Below are 20,816 nucleotides of genomic sequence, written 5' to 3'. Positions count from 1 at the left end.
CATTATTCATTGGTTATAGTATGCATGTTGGCAGCAAATGTGCTTGCTGCCGATCGTGACTTGATCGCTCGCGGCGCTTATCTTGCCAAAGTCGCTGATTGTGAAAGCTGTCATACAGCGGGACCAGATCATGAAGCTTTTGCGGGTGGTTTGCCAATCAACTCACCATTTGGAATAATTTATTCAACTAATATTACCCCCGATCCGATCACGGGCATCGGGCAATATAGTTACGATGATTTTAGCCGCGCGCTTCGGCAAGGCATAACCAAGAATGGCAAACACCTTTATCCAGCAATGCCGTATGCTTCGTTCGCGGCGACGCTGGATAGTGATATCCTGGCGCTATACGTTTACTTCATGAAAGGGGTTAAGCCAGTCAATTACACCCCACCACAAACCAAATTGCCTTTTCCGTTTAATCTGCGCTGGACATTAATGTTCTGGAATGCGGCATTTGCAACCCAAGATATATTCAAACCGCGTACCGATCGCGATGCACAGTGGAATCGGGGCGCCTATCTGGTACAAGGTCTGGGTCATTGTGGTGCTTGTCATACGCCGCGAGGGCTGGCTTTCCAGGAGAAAGCATATTCAGAGTCATCGCCCGATTATTTGAGCGGTGCTATGGTGGATAATTGGTACTCTGCCAATCTGACTGGCAATAAGGCATCTGGTCTGGGCAGATGGTCTAAAGCAGAAATTTCAAAATTTCTGGAAACAGGCCATAGTGGACATGAAGTGGCATTTGGCAGCATGGTGACTGTGATTGAGAACAGTACCCAGCATTTCTGTAAAGAAGATTTGGATGCTATTGCGCACTATCTTAAATCTCTTCCAGGGCAAAACGGCAAATCATCATACAAACCTTACGAACCTCCTGCTAGTCAGGAGCAAAAACTCTTAACAGAGGTAAATATTGGAATCAATAAATTTGAACTTCCTGGTGCAGGCCTATATTCTGGATTTTGCGCTAAATGCCATGGAGATAGTGGCACAGGGGAATCTCCAAGAATTCCAAGGCTGGGGGGAAATTCGATGGTTCTTTCAGAGAATGCTGCATCCATAATTCGTCTTGTGTTGGAGGGAGGTAAAGGGCCACTGACAATAAAAGGCCCCAAACCGAAAAAGATGCCAAGCTTTGCGAAGAAATTTACTGATCGCGAGATTGCGGATGTTCTTACTTTCGTACGTACAAGCTGGGGCAATTCAGCATCTCCAGTCACACCACGCGAAGTGTCATTAATACGGCAGAAATGCTGTATCAAGAATTAGTATTTGTCGTAAAATAATTATTGATATTTGAATTGACTTTACCTGCTTCTGATTTAAATGAGAGTGCTTAACTCGCTGGACCCTTAATCGGTGAATTCTGTGGCATCAATTCCTTCCGTACTACAATAAGAATGCCAACAGCGCTCATCATCGCTCCATGTACCCAGAGAATTATCCCTCCAATTTGTTGGTCTTCAATAGCATTTAAACCTCCAATAGCTCGACCACAAACAGTATAAATGGGATAAAGCTCATGGGAAGCAAAAAAAATCATTGCTCCTAAAATGATTTGTGGAGGAATGACCGCAAACATCATGGCAATGCGAGTGCCAGCTGATAAATGCGTAAAAAAACCAGTAGCTGGATTTAACACAAGACCCCAGAAAATCAATCCGTTTATGAACATGCTCCAGTTCATCAGACGATATAGACGCCAATCAATCATCGCTGTAAAGTGAATCGGGGGCAATAACCAGAAGCCGACAAGGCCACTAAAAAATATAACGGCTATAACAGGATTACACAGGAATGAGACAAGAAACTGCAATGGTTTCCAACGAGCTGCCAGTTTACCCCAATACCTTCCTTTTTCGGGTACACCATTAAACAGTATAGGTAACGGGCTGCTCAATACGATTAAAAAGGGCCCGAGATGATGCAATACTAGATGTTGAAGTCGATGAATAAAAAATTGATGCTGGGAATAATAATCAAACTGCGTATGAGAAACGAGATATATTGAGATAAGGCCAATCCAAAAATACAGTTTTTGGTTAAATGATGGCTTGCAATTGACACAACCTCTTAAGAACAAGATAGCAACGATGCTTATCGCAGCCACGACTATAATTGACTCTTCCCAGGGAGTAAACCAATAAAGTACATCCAGCATATTTAGGCTCTATAAGACAGCGCTTTTGACAGAATCGCGACTGGAAGATTTTAAATTCTTGGAATAATGTTTTGCATGGTCAGTTATTATCTAATAAACCATATCCAGCAGACGCCGAATATCCTTCGCTAAGTTCTCAACGGGGTCGGTGGAGGTTGCCAACAGACGTGCGTGGCCCAGTGAATCAAAAATATAGATAGCATCCCCATGGACAATACCGCTTTGTACGATATTTTTTGACCGAGGACGGTATGCAGCTCGATATCGTTTTGTTAAGTTCTGGATATCTTTCGTTGTGCCCGTCAATCCGATTACATGTTCAGGATCAAATTGCGCGATATAGCGGCGCAACACTTCCGGGTTATCATGTCCAGGGTCAAGGGTAACAAACAAAACGCGTATGCGGTCAGCATCTTTTCCAAGAGTCTGGATGACATGACTTAATTTTGCCATTGAAACCGGACATTCAGCCTGGCAGTTGGTGAATCCGAAGTACATTAATAGTACGTAGCCTGTATACATTTCTGCTGTTACCAGATGCTCGCTATCTGATGTCAGTGAAAACTGCAGATCGGGCAAATGTCCGGCTACTTCTTTGACATGCCAGTTATTTTCGGAAAAGCATCCGCTTAGTGCGAATATCACCAAGTATAAAACAAAATGGCTCAGCCCAGAGTTTCGCATTTGATAATATGCATGCGCATTGTAAATACTTTGCGCAAATGTGTAAGTAACCGAGAAATAATATATCACTGAGGCGCGTTGTGCCAATTAATTGAGGTAAGTGATTTTCATGGAACCGAACGTTGCATAACACGAAGTTATGAAATGGAGAGTGATTTACCTTTGACCACCCTGTGTCTTCCTAATCTCCCCGGCCTCTGCCTAGAAAAATCAGATGTTTTTCGGCCATTGGATCAGTTCCTATTGATCGATTGTTGGACTGAATGTGAAACTTTCATTTGCGGAACCCGCAATAAGATTTATGCCTCTCAATCAAGAAATTATTTTCAGTTACAATTGACAGTATTTAGATTCGTGCATTAGATTAGTCGAATTATCTTTTACAGTTTTCATTAAAAAAAACAATCTCGCCAACGTTGTGTGGCGATCTGTGTGAGTCCGTCTATGCAAGCTCCTCGATCTGCTTTATCTCACCCTACCTGGGCTCCCGCCAGGAAGGATATGGTGGGCACCAGTCTCGGATCTTCACGCCTCTGGTTTACCGTCGCTGAGGGCATTGTTACCGAAGTTTATTATCCTCGTGTCGATATCCCACAGATTCGGGATCTCGGCTTTATTATTGCTGATGATCAGGGATTCTGGGTTGAGCTGCGTCGTCTCGGGAACTACGAGATTAATTTACCGAAGCCGTATATTCCAGCGGTTGAGGTTATCCACCGACACGCGCGCTTTACTTTTATTTTAAAGATTTGTCCGTCCCAGCGACGAGATGTACTTTTGTTGCACTATCAGTTGCAGGGAGATACACAGAATCTGCGCCCTTATGTGCTTTTATCAGCACGTCTGGGCGGTGATGCGAAAAACAACCAGGCTTTCGTCGCAGAACATAACGGACACAGAGTCTTATGGGCGAATCAAGGGCCTTTTGGTTTGGCGCTGATGGCAAGTAGTGAAACAGATGAGGTTACATGGGGGCGTTGCTCAGTGGGTTGCCTGGAACAGAGCGATGGCTGGCAGGATTTCAATCGACATGGGCGTATGATATGGCAGTATGACAGCGCGGGTCCCGGCGCTGTTACGTTGATGGGTGAATTGTCAAGTCAGGCAACACTCGCTCTTGGCTTTGGATCCAGCATGGAAGCGGCGGCAACGTTGGCAATGTCGAGTCTGAATGAAGATTTCTCATCAGTATGGAATGCCCAATGCCGCGTCTGGGAGGAATGGTATAAAAGTTGTAATTGCAATGTTTCTGATTTATCTCGTGATCTTCAGCAAAAACTGGCACTCTCCAGCATGGTTCTCAAAGTTCATGAGGACCGTACCTATTGTGGTGCTACGGTCGCAAGTCTTGCCGTGCCTTGGGGGGAGAATAATCATAATCGTGGAGGTTATCACCTGGTATGGTGTCGTGATCTGGCTGAAACCGCAGGGGCAATGATCGCCATGGGCGCAGTTGAAGATGCGCGTAATGTGCTGCGTTATCTGATTGCTACACAACAGGCGGATGGCCACTGGCTTCAGAATCAATGGCTTGGTGGTGCAAGTTTCTGGCAAGGAATTCAGCTTGACGAAGCTGCGTTCCCTGTCCTCCTGGCTTCTGCATTGCGTGATCGTGGCGAGCTCGGAGGCATTTCTTGCAAGGATATGGTCAGACGGGCATTAGGCTTCATTGCTCGCGAAGGTCCGGTTACCGGTCAGGATAGATGGGAAGAAGACTCGGGCGTCAATACCTTCACGCTGGCAGTAGCCATTGCAGCACTTGTTGAAGGCAGTATTTTTCTCGATGAAGAAGCGCGGGGATTTGCGCTGCAGCTTGCTGACAGCTGGAATGCCCGGCTTGAGGAATGGACATTTGTAGCAGATACCTCACTCGCCAGGAAATTAAAGGTGTCCGGTTATTATATCCGCATCACTCCAGAAGATGCGCTGGTTCATGAAGGCGCCCAATCCGAACATGTCCTGATTAAAAACCGTGCATGTGACCCGAATCTGCCCGCCAATGAGCAGATCGCGACCGATTTTCTGCAGTTGGTGCGCTACGGGCTGCGTAAAGCAGATGACACTTGTATTCTCGATAGTCTGAAAATCATTGATCAAAAGCTTAAGACTGATACTCCCAGCGGACCCGTCTGGCATCGCTATAATGGAGACGGCTATGGAGAGCATGAAGACGGCAGCGCTTTTGATGGCTCGGGGCGTGGACGAGGCTGGCCGCTTCTGACTGGAGAGCGAGGTCATTATGCACTTCTGTCAGGAAATGATCCGCTACCTTATCTGGAAGCCATGGCTGCCATGACCGGCGTCGGCGGTCTTATCCCCGAGCAGGTATGGGATAGCGAGCCTGTTCCCGAACATCATCTGAATCCAGGCAAACCGAGCGATTCCGCTATGCCGCTTGTTTGGGCGCATAGCGAGTTTATCAAGCTGTGTTACAGTCGTATACTCGGTTATCCAGTCGATCGCCCTGTCGCTACCTGGAAACGCTATCAAGGAATACGTCCTGAAATTACCCACGAACTTTGGGGGCCACGATATCTCCCGCGACACATACGTTCCGGTAACACATTCACCATTGCACTCAGAGCCCCTGCACGGGTACATTGGGGTATCAATTCCTGGCACGATGCTCAGGATATAGACACCAGAGATACAGGACTCGGTGTATATGTGGCAGAACTTCCGGTCGTCGGACTCAAGCCTGGAGATACAATACAATTTACTTTTTATTGGCTGGATCAGGAAAAATGGGAGAGCACTGACTATGAAGTGTTGATTGCAGAATAATCATATTCCAGGTTATGTATTGAATCTTCCCAGTAATTCCTTAGCGACCGTTACAATGCGTTCAGACTCGAAACCGAATTCTTTTTGCAGTTCTTTCAAGGGAGCAGAAGCACCAAAAGTTTGCATTCCAATAACACGACCACTATTGCCCACATAGCGTTCCCAGCCAAAGGTGGATGCTTGTTCGACAGCCACTCGTGCTTTCACGTCGGCAGGCAATACACTGTCACGGTATTCTTGTGTTTGATGCTCGAAGATGTCCCATGATGGCATAGATACCACGCGAGAACTGACACCTTCAGCAACAAGTTTTTCATGCGCTTGCACAGCAAGGCTGATCTCGCTGCCGGTTGCTATAATTATAATTTCAGGCTTGCCGTCCGGAGAGTCTGCAAGTACATAAGCCCCACGAGCCACACCTGAAGCTGGGGCATATTTGTTGCGATTCAGCGTTGGAAGAGGCTGGCGTGACAATACAAGGGCAGCGGGACGATGACGCAGTTGCATGATCACTCGATATGCCTCGACCACTTCGTTAGCATCCCCGGGACGTAATAGTGTTAAGCCAGGAATGGCGCGCAAAGAAGCAAGTTGTTCAATTGGTTGGTGCGTCGGACCATCCTCTCCATCTCCCATGGCATCGTGAGTGAAAATAAGAATAGTCGGCAGTTCCATCAAGGCTGACAAGCGAATCGCTGGACGCGCGTAATCGCTAAAGATGAAGAAAGTGGCGCCATAGGGTCGCAATTTGGATAACGACATTCCATTTACAATTGCGTACATCGCATGCTCTCGAACACCGAAGTGAAGATTTCTTCCTCCCGGTGTTTCAGCCTGCATATCTCCGGTATCTGGAGCCGTTAACAAGGTTTTATTTGATGTGCCAAGGTCGGCGGAGCCACCGAGTAACCAAGGGATATTCTGCGCCAGTATGTTCAGTACCTTGCTTGATGCTTCCCGTCCTGCCAGTCCCTTTGAGTCTTCAGGGAATATCGGTAGATTTTGATCCCATTGTTCCGGCAGTTCACGGCGTTGCATTTGATCAATCTGAGTGGCGAGATCAGGATATTCGGTGCGATATTCGGAAAACAAGTCTATCCACGCACGATGCTCGGATGCACCGCGTGCGCCGACACTATCTGCGAAGTGTTGACGTACTTCATCTGGAACGAGGAATTGTGAGTCCTCCGGCCAATCATATGCGCGCTTGGTGAGGCGCACTTCGTCCGTGCCGAGCGGTTCTCCGTGGGCTGCGGCAGTATCATGCCGATTCGGCGAGCCGTAACCGATATGACTGTCGAGAATTATAAGCGTTGGCTGGCCTTTAGTTTTCCGGAACATTTGCATGGCGCGATCAATTTGTTCGATATCGTTTGCGTCATTCAGATGCAGGACATTCCAGCGATAACTGCGAAATCGTGCCGCCACATCCTCAGTGAACGTAATCTGCGTGCTGCCTTCGATCGTGATATGGTTGTGGTCATAAATCCAGCACAGGTTGTCGAGGGCAAGATGACCGGCCAAGGAAGCAGCTTCTGAACTCACGCCTTCCATCAGACAACCATCGCCGCAGACAGCGTAGATATTGTAGTCGAAGAGGTTGAAATTGGGTTTGTTATAACGACTTGCCAGCCATCGCTCGGCAATTGCCATCCCGACGCTGGTGGCTACACCTTGTCCGAGCGGCCCCGTAGTGGTTTCCACTCCTGAAACCCAATGGTACTCAGGGTGACCGGGAGCCTTGCTGCCGAGTTGACGAAAACGACGAATATCCTCCAGTGTTACTGCAAGTTCTCCCAGCTTCTCGTAGTCTGCATTGACTGCACGCGTTCCAGTCAAATGTAACACTGACCACAACAGCATCGATGCGTGACCGTTCGATAGCACAAATCGGTCTCGATTGGGCCAGATCGGATCCTGAGGATCGAATCGCATCACGCGATTCCAGAGTGTATAAACTAGCGGCGCCAATGCCATGGGCGTGCCAGGATGACCGGAATTCGCTGCCTGCACAGCATCGATCGACAGCGTGCGGATAGTGTTGATGGATAGCTGATCGAGTTCATCGTTAGTCATGGATTTTCTCTTGTACTGATTGAATTTTTGACAGTCGTTGGCGTACAAATTCATGAGCTGTTTTATGCTTTGGCAAGGTAAGATACGAGCAGGTAAGTGATCTGGACATTGTGTTTAAGACTAAGTTACAACTCTTATCCATCGCGGTGGTATCCCATAAACGGAAGCCTCCAAGAAATGCGTTGTCATTGTCACCCATGCGCAGCCCTTCAGGAAGTTTTTTAAGTTTCTTGGCATTTCCGCCTCCCAATACAACATAATCCGCTTCAAGGGCAGTTTTCAATTTGTTTGAGACTTCAAATACATATCGGCGCCATTTTTTCTTGCCCCGTTTTTCTAATCCGCGTCGACCAAGATAGTCTTCATATGTTTTTCCATGCTTGTAGGGAAGGTGGGCCAGTTCCATAGGTTCTAGTATCCCATCGACTATCAGTGCCGATCCGAGTCCCGTACCCAAACCGAGAAAGAGCATGCGTCCCTGACAGTAGCTTCCGAGTGCCTGCATCGCTGCATCGTTAATCAGTTTCACAGGACAACCGAATGATTTCTGGAAATTAAAACTTACCCACCCGGTGCCAAGATTAAATGGTTCATGGACCGGACAACCGCCAATAACAAGGCCGGGGTAGCCAATTGACACGCAATCATAGTTCCAGTCGCTCGTCGCATCCTTGATCTGTTTAACCATTTTTTTCGGACTCATGGTCGGGCCGGATGGTATCTTAAGAGGCTTATGGTGTCCGGTCATTAAGAGTTTGATGTTTGTTCCGCCCACATCAATCACTAAAATATTATGCGAAGTCTGTGTGTTCATGGTCGCTGGAAATCTCCGGTGTGGAGCAGGGTTCGATATTTATTCATAAGAACATCGCTCGAGTCACCGGATCGAGTTTGGGGTTATACCACTCACCATGGGTTGAAATCAGCGCATTAGCTTCTTCCGGTCCCCAGCTGCCTGGTTTATAAAGGTTGACTGGCCTATGTTTTTTCAATACTTTATCAAGTACTGTCCAAGCAGCTTCTACCGTGTCTTGCCGGGTAAAAAGTGCGCCATTACCTGCCAGTGCGTCGCCCAAAAGTCGCTCATAAGGCGCTTGCTCGTCTGGCTGAGTATTCAGGAGATATAGCTCTTTTTGATCGCCGATGAATTCCTCTCCTGCGCGCTTGACACGCGCGGATAATGCAATAGCAGGACAAGGAGATAATTTGAAGCGCAGATAATTCGCTCGACCAGCCGTCGGCCAGGCATCTTCGAAAAGTTTTTGAGGCGGAGTCCTAAGCTGCACCAGAACTTCTGCGCCACTTTCGGCCAGACATTTACCTGAGCGCAGATACCAGGGTACTCCTGCCCAGCGCCACGAATCGATAAAGAGCCGTAGGGCGCAAAAAGTCTCTGTGTCAGAATTCTTTGCAACCCCTGGCTCCTGAAGATAGCCTTCAAACTGACCTCTAACTAAATCTTCAGACTTGAGCGAATGCATTGCATGAAATACCTTGGCTTTTTCACTTCTCTGAGCTTCAAAATTCCGACTGGCAGGAGGCTCCATGGCCAAAAGAGCTACTATCTGGAAGAGATGGTTTTGAACCACGTCGCGTAAACAGCCTACTTTGTCATAGAAGCTGCCTCGGCCTTCTACCCCGAAATCCTCTGCCAGGGTAATTTGGACACTTGCCACGTAGTTACGATTCCAAATCGGCTCCAGAAATGAATTAGCAAACCGAAAATAAAGGATGTTCTCAATCGCTTCCTTGCCCAGAAAGTGATCGATGCGAAAAATCGAACTTTCCGGAAACACTGAATGTGCAGCACGATTAAGTTCTTGGGCCGAAGCTAAATCCCGGCCGAAAGGTTTTTCTACGATGACACGCCCGTGCTCAGCCAGACCGGCAGATCCAATATCCTTAATGATGGCAGCAAAGAAGGCGGGTGGTATTGCGAGATAAAAAGTCGGATGTCGGATTCCGTCAAGAGCATTTTTGAGTGTTTGAAACGTCTCTGGATTTTTATAGTCACCGTCCACATAACGCAATAATGAGAGTAATTGATTTAGCACGTTTAAATCAATGTTTTTTACCGCATTTTTTATGCTGTCTTTTACTCGTTCTTGCAATTGCGTCAAGGCCCATCCCGAAAAACCGACGCCGACGATAGGTACCTTTAAAGCGTTTCGCTTGACCAGCGCGTAGAGTGAAGGAAAAATCTTTTTGTGCGCGAGATCGCCTGTCGCGCCAAAAAGCACTAGCGCATCGGATGGTGCTAATTCAGGATTGGATTTATCCATAGTCACTTGACATCCTTTTGTTTTTCATCATGGCCACCAAATTGTTTGCGCATGGCCGACAGTATACGATCGGCGTAATCAGCTTCGCCCTGAGACTCAAATCGTCCGAACAATGCGGCGCTGATGACCGGTGCTGGCACACCCTCATCAATCGCAGCGAGCGTAGTCCAGCGCCCCTCGCCCGAATCCGATACATGTCCAGAGAATTGCTTAAGCTCTGAATCTCCTGCCAGCGCGGTTGCTGTCAAATCGAGCAGCCACGATGAAATTACGCTGCCTCGACGCCATACTTCCGCAACTTTAGCGATGTCGATTTGGTATTGATACGCTTCCGGATCGCGCAGAGGAGTAGTCTCTGCGTCTTGTGTTCTTGAATGTAGCCCCACGTCCGCGTGTTTGAGAATATTAAGTCCTTCAGCGTAAGCCGCCATCAATCCATATTCGATACCGTTGTGAACCATTTTCACGAAGTGGCCTGCGCCGTTCGAACCACAGTGTAGATAACCATGTTCTTCAGGGCCAGGTGTATCGTTCCGACCGGAAGTGCGTGACGCAGCCGCAACCCCTGGCGCGATGCTTTTAAAAATTGGCTCAAGATAATGGACTGTGCTATCTTCGCCACCAATCATCAAACAGTAACCTCGCTCAAGTCCGAATACCCCTCCGCTGGTTCCACAATCTACGTAATGGATGCCGCGTGTCTTAAGTTCTTTGGCGCGCATTTGATCGTCGCGATAATAGCTGTTGCCGCCATCAATGATGATGTCGTCGGGAGCAAGTAATGTTGCCAGATCCGAGACCGTCTTGCCGGTAACAGCGGCGGGCACCATCACCCAAATCACACGCGGCTGGGTGAGCTTGGCAATAAAATCATCGAGTGAATCGGCGCTTTGTATCCCTGGTCCTGCTAATGCTTCGACGGCGACCCTATTGACGTCATAGGCCACGCAGGTATGACCATCTTTCGTTAAACGCCGCGCCAAGTTTGCTCCCATTCGTCCAAGACCGATCATTCCTACTTGCATATTAAATTATCTCCATTTTGATTACGCTCAGAAAATTTCGATCAGCTCCATCGCTAAATTTCGTAGTATTTGAAAACAAAACGCAACGAAACCAGAGAAAGATGGCTTTAGGTGCAAATGGTGAATGATTCGAAAGCCAACCGCTGGATGATTCGAGTCAGTCAAATAATGCGCTTTCGAAAAATCGCCGTCAAATGATTTATAGATTAATGAGTTTCTGATTAACAGTCATTTCGAGCGTTGCAAAAGCCCATATCGTCGATTCCAAAACATCCAACACTAGACTAGGAATGTCAAATGAAGCTGTTCTGAGGTTCCTTAAGTTAGCCTTCCGTTATGTAAGAAGCCTGATAAAGGCTTGATCGAGAAAGATGCTGCCTGTTTATAAAGAAGGTGGACGAGTATTATGATCAGAACAAGCATTGATATTAAATGTTGTTTTTAGGCAGCATAAGCTTTCAAATCTTTGAAGAATTAACAAATAAATTTCTTGAGCAATGTCGGCAGTGATTTAATTTTGTGGAGCTCGCGTAAAGATTCTGCAAATATGCAGATATATAAGGTCTTATTCTTACGTGTCAGCACGAATATTATGATCTGTTATTTTTCCGTATGATTTGAACAGCAGGGAATTTAGTATAAGCTTTTTGTTCATTTTTCACGTTTTGACTTACTACCAAGCACAGGTTCACGAATTCGAATCGGACTTGAATTAAAGACTGGCAGGATGCAGAAGAACAAATAAATCCGTAAGTGCATATTCTTAAGAAACAGAATTATCCTCGCTCTGGATAGTCTGCAGTGGCGATGAATCATTGTAGACTATCTTTTTTTGGAGTCTTGGAACAATATACATCCAGTATGTATGGAGTTTTTTTAGAGAAGAACTGAAGTGCATAATTAGTAGGCTAGGATAAAACAGATCTAGTAGGCCGTCGAAAAACTATCCGAGTTGTAGCTACGGTTTAAAGCAGACTCAAAATGCACATTTATTATGCATGAACTGCGTTTTTCGGTTTTTTTGCCTTGTACCAGTTGCCTCGAAAACGTTTTTCAACAGTCTGCTAGTGGTGCTGAAGTTTCCGTGAATTACTGTGAACAGAATCAGTGCTGCTTGCTTCCTTTTAGACGTAAAGTGACGCAGAGGCCGCCGGCTGGGTGATTCTCAATCGAGAGTTCTCCATCGTAAACCTGGATGATATCACGCACAATGGCCAGGCCGATTCCGTGACCAGGCGTGGATTGATCGGCGCGTACGCCGCGTTCTAAAATTTTAGCAATTTCATGAGGTTGAATGCCGGAGCCGTCGTCTTTGACTTGAATGACTACCTGGTTCTCTTGATTGTATGCGGATAAATGAATACTCTGGCGGCACCATTTGAAAGCATTATCAATCAGATTGCCAAGTAATTCCATCAAGTCTCCTTCATCCATTTTTAAACCGATGGTTTCGTCGATTTCGATGGTAATGTGTGGATGCTTGTTCCGATAGGCTTTAGTGACGGTGTTGACAACTCGGTCGACCATCGGGCGTAGCACAATCAGCCCCATGCCCGGCGAACTACCGGCAGTTGCGGCACGGCGTAACTGATATTGGATGGTGTTATCCATGCGGTCTATTTGCTCTCGAATTGTTTTGCGTCGAATGGTCTCATCTTCTTCGCCATGGATTGCGCCCTGCAAAACCGCGAGCGGTGTTTTAAGACTGTGGGCCAGGTCAGCAAGACCATTACGATAACGTTTCTGCTGCTTATGTTCGTGATTGATTAAAGAATTGATGCTATCGGTTAAGGCTTGTATCTCATTTGGATAACTCCCTTTTAGGTTTTCTTGTTGACCGGATTCTATAGCGGCAAGCTCCGTTGATACTTTGCGAAGCGGCTGTAATCCCCAGTGTAGTACTAACATTTGTGTTGTTAATAGAAAGATGGCCATACTGCTTAGCCAGCCCCATAAGTCTTCTCGATAGCGTTCAATTTGTGCTTCAAACAACACGGTATCCGTGATAACAATGAAAGTCAGCGGATAATCTCCGGCAGGGGTTTCCCAGGCAACACCGTAGCGAAAGATGAAGTAAGGCTCATCATTGAGCATGATTTGGCTAAATTCTTTTCTACCTTTCTCCAATAATGCGATAGGTGGCATGGGCTTGTTAAGAGATGAGTTGGAGCGCCAGGCAATAGTATTGGTCGGATCGACGATAAACGCATAGGTATCTGAATTGACGTGACCGAACTCAGCATCCAGCAAATTGGTAGGCACATCCAGTTCGTTGGAATCTTCCACTTCAGCATCACCCATGAGCATGAGTAATTTGGCGAATAGCCGATCTTTAACACCTAAACGTGCACTGTCATAAAAAGCACGGTCTAGTGTCAAGGCAATTCCAACGATAAAAACCAGCAAAACCAAAGTTGCACTGAGTAGAATACGCCGGTTTAATGACATCATGACGATTTATTGCACTCTAGGGTAAAGCGATAACCGCGGCCACGCATGGTTTCGATCGGATTCAAGATGCCATCGGGATCGAGTTTGCGGCGCAACCGGCCGATCATGACTTCAAGCACATTACTGTCGCGGTCTTCGTCGTGCGGATAAAGGTAGTCTGATAAAGTTTGCTTGGAAAGAATTTCGCCACGATGGCGAACCAGTTCTTCCAACAAGCGATATTCAAACGATGTGAGCTCGATATCTACACTATTGACAGTAACGGATTGGGCATTAACATCCAATGTGACAGGGCCACATGTTAAAAATGTCTGTGATATGCCGGTTGCGCGACGCAGAAGAGCTTTTACTCTGGCTTGCAGTTCTTCCATTTGAAATGGCTTGGTCAGATAGTCATCCGCGCCCATTTCCAAGCCTTGCACCTTGTCTTGCCAGCTGCTGCGGGCGGTTAGTATCAGAATCGGCAGCAGGCTTCCACGTTCACGCAGCGTCTTGATAATTTCCAGGCCGGATTTTCCGGGCAAACCGATATCTATGATGGCAGCATCCAGAGGGTATTCCGAGGCAAGAAATAACCCTTCATCGCCATCGCTACAAGTATCAACCATATAACCTGCAATCTCCAGTTGCTGTCGAATCTGGCTTTGTAATCTGAATTCATCTTCAATGACCAGAATGCGCATTGAATACTCCTGAGATACTGAATGAAAAAAGATTGGGCTGATTTGAGGCAGTGCACTTCATGAAGTTTAGAGTTAGTGAGTGGATATCACAGAACCATCCAACGCATTGATTAGAATTGTGTGGACTGTACCTTGTTGGCTGAGTATTTTGATGCGATAGGTATGTCCTTTCTGGTTAATCGCCAGTACCCGGCCTTTGAAATGTTGCTGTGCAATCGTAATCGCTTTTTGTTCTGTAATCTCAGCAACTGGGCTGGTGCTGTTTTCGGTGCCGGTACGATGATGGTTTGCCTTGTTGTTTTGCCCGGCTGCAATTAATAGAGCATTGGGGGCAATAAGGGTCATTAAAATCACTAAAATTTTCCATCCTATATTCATACCGACCACTCAAAACGGAGGAGATAGAATCAAGCTGCAACAGGTAAGGCGTTTAATACCTGTTGCGAGCCATGCTTGTCAGAAGCGTATCATAAAATCCACATTTCCGGTGCCAATACCCATTACCGTTTGAGGTGGAGGGATATATACCGGCGCAGGATAGTTATTGTAGTTATAGATGTATCGTGGTTGTGGGTAGTAAGGCTGGTAATAACCACGAGGCTGGCTATAAATATAACCATATCCACCGTGATTGTTATAATGGTGATGGCCATGGTGATGTTTGTGATGATGGCCATTATGATGTTTGTGATGATGGCCTTTACCAGCATTTGCTAGTGATGGGGTTACTAAACTGATTGCTAATACTAAGCTTAGCAACAGACGGATCAGTTTTGTTGGTTGTGTATTCATAATATTTCTCCTTCAATTATTCATTTCAGGTTTATTCCTGATGATGTGAATTTACACAGAACATAATGAATGAAAGCTGAATGAGAAATTAGGCGTATCGTGCATCAGCAGGTGCTGTATATGCCAAGTGGGAAATTGCTTGAGAGGAGCATTGGATGACACGTTAATCTGTGGAGAGTCATCATAAGAGGTGGAATATCAACGAAATTGCTGTCGGGTTTTTTGATCAGAGTCCGGCTGAAGAATGTTGTCGGGTTAATTTCTGAATAAGGGCCCTGTATATTCCACCAGGGCCCTATTGAAAACAAGTTTTTAAAATTTCTGATAGGATCTTCGCATCAAAAATAGAGAGCTAATCACTTGTTTTCTCATTTATCCTGCAATTTTATTATTAGACTCTCTCGTATCTACCAGAGAATCAATGGCAGGAAAATTTTAATGAAAGTCAATCGCCTTCTTTATTGTCTTTATAAAGGCTTGGTGGGTATTGGCCTGGTTTGCCTTCGCCCCCACATGCGGTTAAAGGGAGTGTAAACGCTAAGAGAACAGCTGCTAATAGTAAATATTTCATGAGAATCTCCTTTGTTATTAAAATCAAAAATTGTTTTTAAACAAATTTAATGTCACGTTGAAACTTTATTAATTACAAACCATATCCCAAATCTAAAATCTTTATCCGGAATTAAACTTTCTTATATGGAGAAAGATTCCTTTTTAGAAGGTCATTTAGTTTCCCATTTGCAGATTTTTCTAAAATCCCAACATATGGTTTTATTCGAATAAGAAAAGAACTTACTCGCAATAAGGATAACATTAAAAAAACCAGTATGGAATGGAAACGCATCAGAAGACTGCATTGTGATAGAAATCATTGAATGTTTGTATACTAAATTTCTACTTGTGATTTTTAATAAGGGCAAGGAATATTGAGTATTTGTTGTTGTAATTAATAAATATTTATAATATTTTCTGGCGCATATGATATAAAAAAATATTTTGTGTAATTGTTTATTAAGATTTTATTATTGTGGTCTAGACGGGTAGTGGAAGGGTGAATATTTGGTTAAGTGTGTCTTTTTTTAATCCATGCATAAATTCTGTTGAAAGAAAGGTAAGTAACTTTATGCAGTTGGCGTAGATACTTTCGATACTGTAATAGCCGGGCACATCAAAGAGTTGAGTGACTATTCTGCGTAGTAATTACATTCTTGCGAGGTTACTATCTCAGCATCTTTAATTCTGATATTTTTAGATTGTGTTGAACGAACCATTTGGCTAAAGCATTCATAATCTGATTGTCTGGAATAAACTTGACACTTGTTTGTGTCACAAGCAAACTCAACCGTATGCGTATTAGTGCTGTATGTATCAATTGTTTATATAGAATAGAGCTGCGTATGAAACTAACTGAAATGATGAGCAGTGATTTCTTCAATAAAATACTTAATCAACTGAAAAGTTCGTTGCGTTTGCTTCTGATTCCTTATTTGATTGTGTTAATCACTCTATTTTCGGTCTGGGTAATCAGTTGGCAGTACAACATATTGATTGATAATTTCTTCCGGGAGCCTGCTGCAATACTCAAATTCAACCCGTTTCTCGGGGTCATGTCTAATTTGGGAGTATTGCTATGGGCATTTACAGCAGCTATTTGTCTGTTTGTGGCAGTGCTCTTGATAAAAAGGGGCAGCAAGAAAATTGGGCTATACTTATTATATTCGGCTACGCTGACCTTTGTATTATTGGTCGATGATTTTTTTTTATTGCATGAGCATATCTTTCCACGGTACTTAAATGTGCCGGAGAAAGTTTTTTATTTGGCGTATATTTTAGCAATGCTGTTTTTTTTCCTTCTATTTGCCAGGATTATTTTGCAGACGGATTACCTCATTTTGTTGATAGCCTGTGGTTTTCTGGCATTATCCATGCTTTCTGATCTGGTGTTACGGCAAACGGGTATTGCAGTTCTGGTCGAAGATGGTTTCAAGCTGTTTGGTATAGTAACGTGGTTGATATATTTTACTCGTACCTGTTATCAACAAACAGTGCCATTACTCAAACAGTGAAGTCGATCTGGAGAGTGTGATCCGAACGATTGTCTCGTTCGCAACGGTATCGAGTTAATCGATAGCTTGTCGATAACTTGTAAGCAACGTTGACGCTTGCATGTGTGTTCAATCGGGCCGGCGGATGTGTGCCAGTCATTTATCCATGTCTGAGTATAAATGTAATCTTTATCAAATTTCTTGAGTTGCGTTTCTGGGTTGAAAATTCTAAAATAGGATGCGGCATTCACACCACAACCTGCTACCCGCTGCCACTTTCCGACATTGCTTGCAATTTCTCAATCCATTAATTTTCTGGCGAAATATGCTTCTTATCAACGCCAATTAATCAATAAATGTTTACACAAGAAACTCGCGCTGATCATGCGGAGCCGCTTGTGCATTACGCCGGTTGCACTATGTTGCAGTATGCCGTCATCGACCAGTGGATAACCGATTGTTCCCTCACACCAATGCCTGAATTTGGTTTCGTCATTTAGCCACTCAATGCGATCATGGTGCGACTTGAAACTGCTATTTTGGGTATGGGGGAAATGCCATAATATTTGGCGTGAAGAATTCACGCCAGACCAGTTCATTACTGAAGCTATCGTCTCCACTGTTTGGTGCTTTCTGAAAGATTTTTCGAATACTTATAGTGCCGAATCGCAAATGAGGCCCCAGCAGCGATGTGGCGGTTAATGCAGGAAAATCCCTGTCACGCGTATAATGTTGCACCAATGCCGCGTTCAATCGATAGCCTGGAATGACTATCCTAGATCGAACAAAACCAATATCTGCCAGAGAAAGATTCGGCAGCCGTTGATGTTTTATCGTATTCTCTAGTTTTGCCAGGGTTGAATAAGTCATCAGTATTGTCTGATTCTGAATCTTTCTCCATTTGCGCAGATAGGGGGTATACCCTAGATAGGGGCTGCTCGAATCCTTGTTGATCTCTTTTTTCAAATAACTCATGATCTTTATAGGTATAAAAACCAACCGATCGTGCTTGCAGTCATTTCCGGATTACTTCGCCCCGTTCGCCCACATAGGTTTCATAGTCATGGTTAGTGAAAACTGCTACGACAGGATATGAAGGCAGGATTTGATCGAAAACTTCTACTGGCTTGCCATAAAACAGCGCGATTGAACTCGCATATTTTTTCTCAAGCTGTGTACGCAAGGTTTGCAAGGTATCGTAGATGAACGTAGCGCGCATCGTTTTCGGGTAATCCTGTCAGAATTGATGGATCAAAAATAAAAACCATCAAAACCGGGTGTTCGGATGCCAGTGCATGTGAGAATCCGACTTTGTCGCCCGGTCGCAGATCACGCCGAAACCAGAAAACAGCAAGCTGTGGTGCCATTGCGTTTCTGGTTTTAATGTTAGGACTTGGTTGCGGGAAATAAATCGTTCAGCGCTGCCGTCAAGTTATTAAATTTAAACCTAAAATTATAGTCTTCCAACAATCGTCTGGGTGTGATGTGATAACTATTTAGAGCCAGTGCAGCCGCTTCGCCTAATACCAGTTTCAGGATAAATGCCGGAGTAGGAAAGTAGGAAGGACGACGAAGCGCCTTGCCAAGCGCGGTTGCAAATTCGCGATAGCGAACCGGACTGGGTGACACGGCATTTATCGGACCCTGATAGCGCACATCCAGCGCAGCCTTGCAAAACACCGAGACAATATCATCAATATGTATCCACGGTAGCCATTGGCGGCCATCGCCGACCGATCCGCCCAAGCCCAGCTTGAATATCGGCAGTAGTTTTTTTAGCATGCCGCCTTCGCCCAGCACCACCCCGGTACGGATACTGACTCGGCGCACGTTGCTGTGTTCAATCCTGACAGCTTCCTGTTCCCAGTCATGGCAAAGGGTTTGCATAAAACTGAGCCGCTCTGGGACAGTATAGGATTCATCATACAATTCATCGCCTACGCCTGGATAAATGCCGATTGCCGAGCCGCAGACGAAAGCTTGCAAGTTTTTTGGAGCAACTGCAATTAATTTGCGTGTGCTGAGGATGCGGGAAGCATAAATTTCATGTTTGCGTGCCTCGGTCCAGCGGCCATCGCCGAGATTCTCCCCCATCAGATTGATGATGATCTGACAATCGTGCATTGCTTCAGCAGGCACGTCTTGGGTAGCGTAATCCCAGTCAAATGCCGGGACGCCGAGTAGTTGGCTTGCACGCTTGCCGTTGCGGCTCAGTGCTTTAATCGTGTGATTCTCAAGTTGTAAGCGCTGCATCAGGTGGCGACCGATAAACCCCGTCGCTCCGGTCATTAGTATGTTCATACTCTGCCCCTCGCTTGGAATATAAGATAACTTCAGCATACACCCTTTCCTGCTCTTTTTCAGTCGAGTTCTGTAGTGAGGTAATCTCGGACGGTGCTATACCTGTATGGAATCCTTATGAATTTACTGGGAGTTATGATGCTTCAAGAATCGCCTCAAATGGAGATACTGACAGTATCCATCAATAAGTTAGTGAGAATGCAACAATGATCAACGGTAATTACAATCGAGATAGATGGGTGATGTGCTGCCCAACAGCATCAGTGGCGACAATGATCAAGTGGTGTTCGATATTGATTCATTTCACTGCTTCAGGCACCAAAGACGTGGTGTTGATGTTTTATTATTATAAATTCTTACCATGTCCCCTGGCCAGATAACTTTTCGACTGCATTTCCATTAGACGCGAAATTGTGCGTTCAAATTCGAAACTGATCTCTCCCCCGGCATATAGTGATTGAAGCGGTACCGCGGCTGAGCACAAGAATTTGACGCCATTTTCATACAGTGCATCGATCAAATGCATGAAGCGCTTGGCTTCGCTGTTGTTTTCCTGGTTGAATTGAGGGATCGCAACCATGATGACGGTATGATAGGTCCTGGCAATTGCGAGATAGTCTGCGGCTCCCAGAGGATTTGCGCACAGACGCTTAAATGAAAAAACAGCGACGCCTCGCGCAGCTTTGGGAACGAATAGCGTTCGCCCCTGTACGTTTAACTCTTCGCTGGGAACCTTATTCCGATCTTCGATGCTGCGATCGGTCAGACGAAAGAATGTTGCCGACAACTCGGCCGTAGTGGCTTCGTTAATCGGGAAATAGTAGGTTTGCGCACCTTTCAAGCGGTTATAGCGATAATCAATTGGGCTTTCCAGTGAAATAATCTCAAGCCTTTCTTTTATCTGCTGAATGAATGGCAGAAAGCGTTGACGATTCAAGCCATTTAAGTAGAGATCATCGGGTGGTCGATTAGAGGTAATGACTACAACTACGCCTTGAGCAAACAGTGCGTTAAAGAGCCGAGTCAGTATCATCGCATCAGCGATATCGGTAACCTGGAATTCGTCAAAACATAATAGCATTGTGGTATCGGCTAATTTCCGTGCGATCGATGGGATCGGATCAACGTCACTGGCGCGCCATCCCTGTTGTGCACGTTCCCGTACAGAAAATTCGTGCCAGTCCTTGAGTCGAGCATGTATATCCAGCATGAATTCATGGAAGTGGACTCGTTTCTTTGATGTTATTGGAATAGTCGCGTAAAACAGATCCATCAGCATGGATTTGCCTCGTCCTACTCCTCCATAGAGATAAATGCCTTTAGGCGCTGATTTTTCACTGCCAAGCCAGTGAAATAATCTGACAGGCCATTTCTTTCCGGTTGTACGGCATCCGATTAAATCGCGATGTAATCGATCCAGAGCGGCAACTGCTTTAGCCTGATCGGCGTCCGGCTTCAGTTCGCCCGCGCATAACAGCGCATTATATTCAGATTCTGGGTTTTTTTGCATGGGAGCATGTGGCATG

Annotated in this window: 19 protein-coding genes and 1 pseudogene; 3 read left to right on the top strand and 17 right to left on the bottom strand. The window is 45.5% G+C overall.

All coding sequences use genetic code 11. The features are described from left to right. Nucleotides 1-24 precede the first annotated feature (24 nt). A complete protein-coding gene (locus C7H79_RS00260) occupies nt 25-1,275 on the top strand; it encodes a c-type cytochrome (protein ID WP_242447054.1) in 1,251 nt (416 codons plus the stop codon). Nucleotides 1,276-1,342: 67 nt separating this feature from the next. Here the strand turns inward: C7H79_RS00260 and C7H79_RS00255 are convergent, their stop codons facing one another. Then, on the bottom strand, nt 1,343-2,167 hold the full coding sequence (locus C7H79_RS00255; RefSeq protein ID WP_242447053.1) for a cytochrome c oxidase assembly protein: 825 nt from the start codon (nt 2,165-2,167) through the stop codon (nt 1,343-1,345). 90 nt (nt 2,168-2,257) lie between these two features. Next, on the bottom strand, nt 2,258-2,851 hold the full coding sequence (locus C7H79_RS00250; RefSeq protein WP_106705365.1) for an SCO family protein: 594 nt from the start codon (nt 2,849-2,851) through the stop codon (nt 2,258-2,260). Nucleotides 2,852-3,283: 432 nt separating this feature from the next. On the opposite strand from C7H79_RS00250, the gene C7H79_RS00245 reads away from it, so the two are divergent. Beyond that, a complete protein-coding gene (locus C7H79_RS00245) occupies nt 3,284-5,635 on the top strand; it encodes a glycoside hydrolase family 15 protein (RefSeq protein ID WP_242447052.1) in 2,352 nt (783 codons plus the stop codon). A gap of 12 nt (nt 5,636-5,647) precedes the next feature. Here the strand turns inward: C7H79_RS00245 and tkt are convergent, their stop codons facing one another. From tkt to C7H79_RS19190, 9 genes are all read right to left on the bottom strand, one after another. Next, nucleotides 5,648-7,711 (bottom strand): transketolase, encoded by a 2,064-nt coding sequence (gene tkt, locus C7H79_RS00240; RefSeq protein WP_106705288.1) that lies wholly within the window; start codon nt 7,709-7,711, stop codon nt 5,648-5,650. After that, nucleotides 7,704-8,525, bottom strand: a complete 822-nt coding sequence (locus C7H79_RS00235; protein ID WP_119983654.1) for an ROK family protein — start codon at nt 8,523-8,525, stop codon at nt 7,704-7,706. The genes tkt and C7H79_RS00235 overlap by 8 nt, the downstream gene beginning before the upstream one ends. A 43-nt stretch (nt 8,526-8,568) precedes the next feature. Next, the gene (gene zwf / locus C7H79_RS00230) at nt 8,569-9,993 is read right to left on the bottom strand and encodes a glucose-6-phosphate dehydrogenase (protein WP_106705287.1); all 1,425 of its coding nucleotides are present in this window, start codon (nt 9,991-9,993) and stop codon (nt 8,569-8,571) included. Nucleotides 9,994-9,995: 2 nt separating this feature from the next. Beyond that, entirely contained in the window at nt 9,996-11,018 is a 1,023-nt protein-coding gene (gene gnd / locus C7H79_RS00225) for a phosphogluconate dehydrogenase (NAD(+)-dependent, decarboxylating) (protein ID WP_106705286.1), read from the bottom strand. A gap of 1,104 nt (nt 11,019-12,122) precedes the next feature. After that, a complete protein-coding gene (locus C7H79_RS00220) occupies nt 12,123-13,469 on the bottom strand; it encodes an ATP-binding protein (protein ID WP_106705285.1) in 1,347 nt (448 codons plus the stop codon). Next, the gene (locus tag C7H79_RS00215; protein WP_106705284.1) at nt 13,466-14,152 is read right to left on the bottom strand and encodes a response regulator transcription factor; all 687 of its coding nucleotides are present in this window, start codon (nt 14,150-14,152) and stop codon (nt 13,466-13,468) included. Before C7H79_RS00215 ends, C7H79_RS00220 begins: the two co-directional genes overlap by 4 nt. Before the next feature lie 72 nt (nt 14,153-14,224). After that, complete coding sequence (locus tag C7H79_RS00210; protein WP_242447051.1) at nt 14,225-14,497, bottom strand: PepSY domain-containing protein; 273 nt, start codon at nt 14,495-14,497, stop codon at nt 14,225-14,227. A gap of 111 nt (nt 14,498-14,608) precedes the next feature. After that, nucleotides 14,609-14,944, bottom strand: a complete 336-nt coding sequence (locus tag C7H79_RS00205; protein WP_106705282.1) for a hypothetical protein — start codon at nt 14,942-14,944, stop codon at nt 14,609-14,611. A 445-nt stretch (nt 14,945-15,389) separates the two neighbouring features. After that, nucleotides 15,390-15,515 carry a hypothetical protein gene (locus C7H79_RS19190; protein ID WP_258577617.1) on the bottom strand — a complete coding sequence of 42 codons (126 nt, stop codon included), beginning with the start codon at nt 15,513-15,515 and terminating at the stop codon, nt 15,390-15,392. 826 nt (nt 15,516-16,341) lie between these two features. On the opposite strand from C7H79_RS19190, the gene C7H79_RS00200 reads away from it, so the two are divergent. After that, nucleotides 16,342-17,010, top strand: coding sequence for a DUF8692 domain-containing protein (locus C7H79_RS00200; RefSeq protein ID WP_106705281.1), 669 nt, complete (start codon nt 16,342-16,344; stop codon nt 17,008-17,010). Here C7H79_RS00200 and C7H79_RS19370 read toward each other — a convergent pair. From C7H79_RS19370 to zapE, 6 genes and pseudogenes are all read right to left on the bottom strand, one after another. Next, nucleotides 16,980-17,588 (bottom strand): annotated as a pseudogene (locus C7H79_RS19370) (FAD-binding domain-containing protein). The gene C7H79_RS00200 and the pseudogene C7H79_RS19370 sit on opposite strands and share 31 nt — an antisense overlap. Then, nucleotides 17,524-17,964 carry a cryptochrome/DNA photolyase family protein gene (locus tag C7H79_RS18280; RefSeq protein WP_197714558.1) on the bottom strand — a complete coding sequence of 147 codons (441 nt, stop codon included), beginning with the start codon at nt 17,962-17,964 and terminating at the stop codon, nt 17,524-17,526. The pseudogene C7H79_RS19370 and the gene C7H79_RS18280 overlap by 65 nt, the downstream one beginning before the upstream one ends. 40 nt (nt 17,965-18,004) lie before the next feature. Further along, nucleotides 18,005-18,208: a deoxyribodipyrimidine photo-lyase gene (locus C7H79_RS19185; RefSeq protein WP_197714557.1), complete on the bottom strand. Its 204-nt coding sequence runs from the start codon at nt 18,206-18,208 to the stop codon at nt 18,005-18,007. Then, nucleotides 18,156-18,356, bottom strand: a complete 201-nt coding sequence (locus tag C7H79_RS19180; RefSeq protein WP_197714556.1) for a deoxyribodipyrimidine photo-lyase — start codon at nt 18,354-18,356, stop codon at nt 18,156-18,158. The genes C7H79_RS19185 and C7H79_RS19180 overlap by 53 nt, the downstream gene beginning before the upstream one ends. A 19-nt stretch (nt 18,357-18,375) precedes the next feature. Beyond that, nucleotides 18,376-19,329 (bottom strand): TIGR01777 family oxidoreductase, encoded by a 954-nt coding sequence (locus tag C7H79_RS00190; protein ID WP_242447049.1) that lies wholly within the window; start codon nt 19,327-19,329, stop codon nt 18,376-18,378. A gap of 307 nt (nt 19,330-19,636) precedes the next feature. Then, nucleotides 19,637-20,815 carry a cell division protein ZapE gene (gene zapE, locus C7H79_RS00185; RefSeq protein WP_242447048.1) on the bottom strand — a complete coding sequence of 393 codons (1,179 nt, stop codon included), beginning with the start codon at nt 20,813-20,815 and terminating at the stop codon, nt 19,637-19,639. Nucleotide 20,816: the final 1 nt, after the last annotated feature.

It is taken from the genome of Nitrosomonas supralitoralis, assembly GCF_003011925.2.
GTDB classification, from domain to species: domain Bacteria; phylum Pseudomonadota; class Gammaproteobacteria; order Burkholderiales; family Nitrosomonadaceae; genus Nitrosomonas; species Nitrosomonas supralitoralis.
Note: the sequence above shows the minus strand (reverse complement) of the source record. Positions and strands in the feature narration are given on the sequence as shown.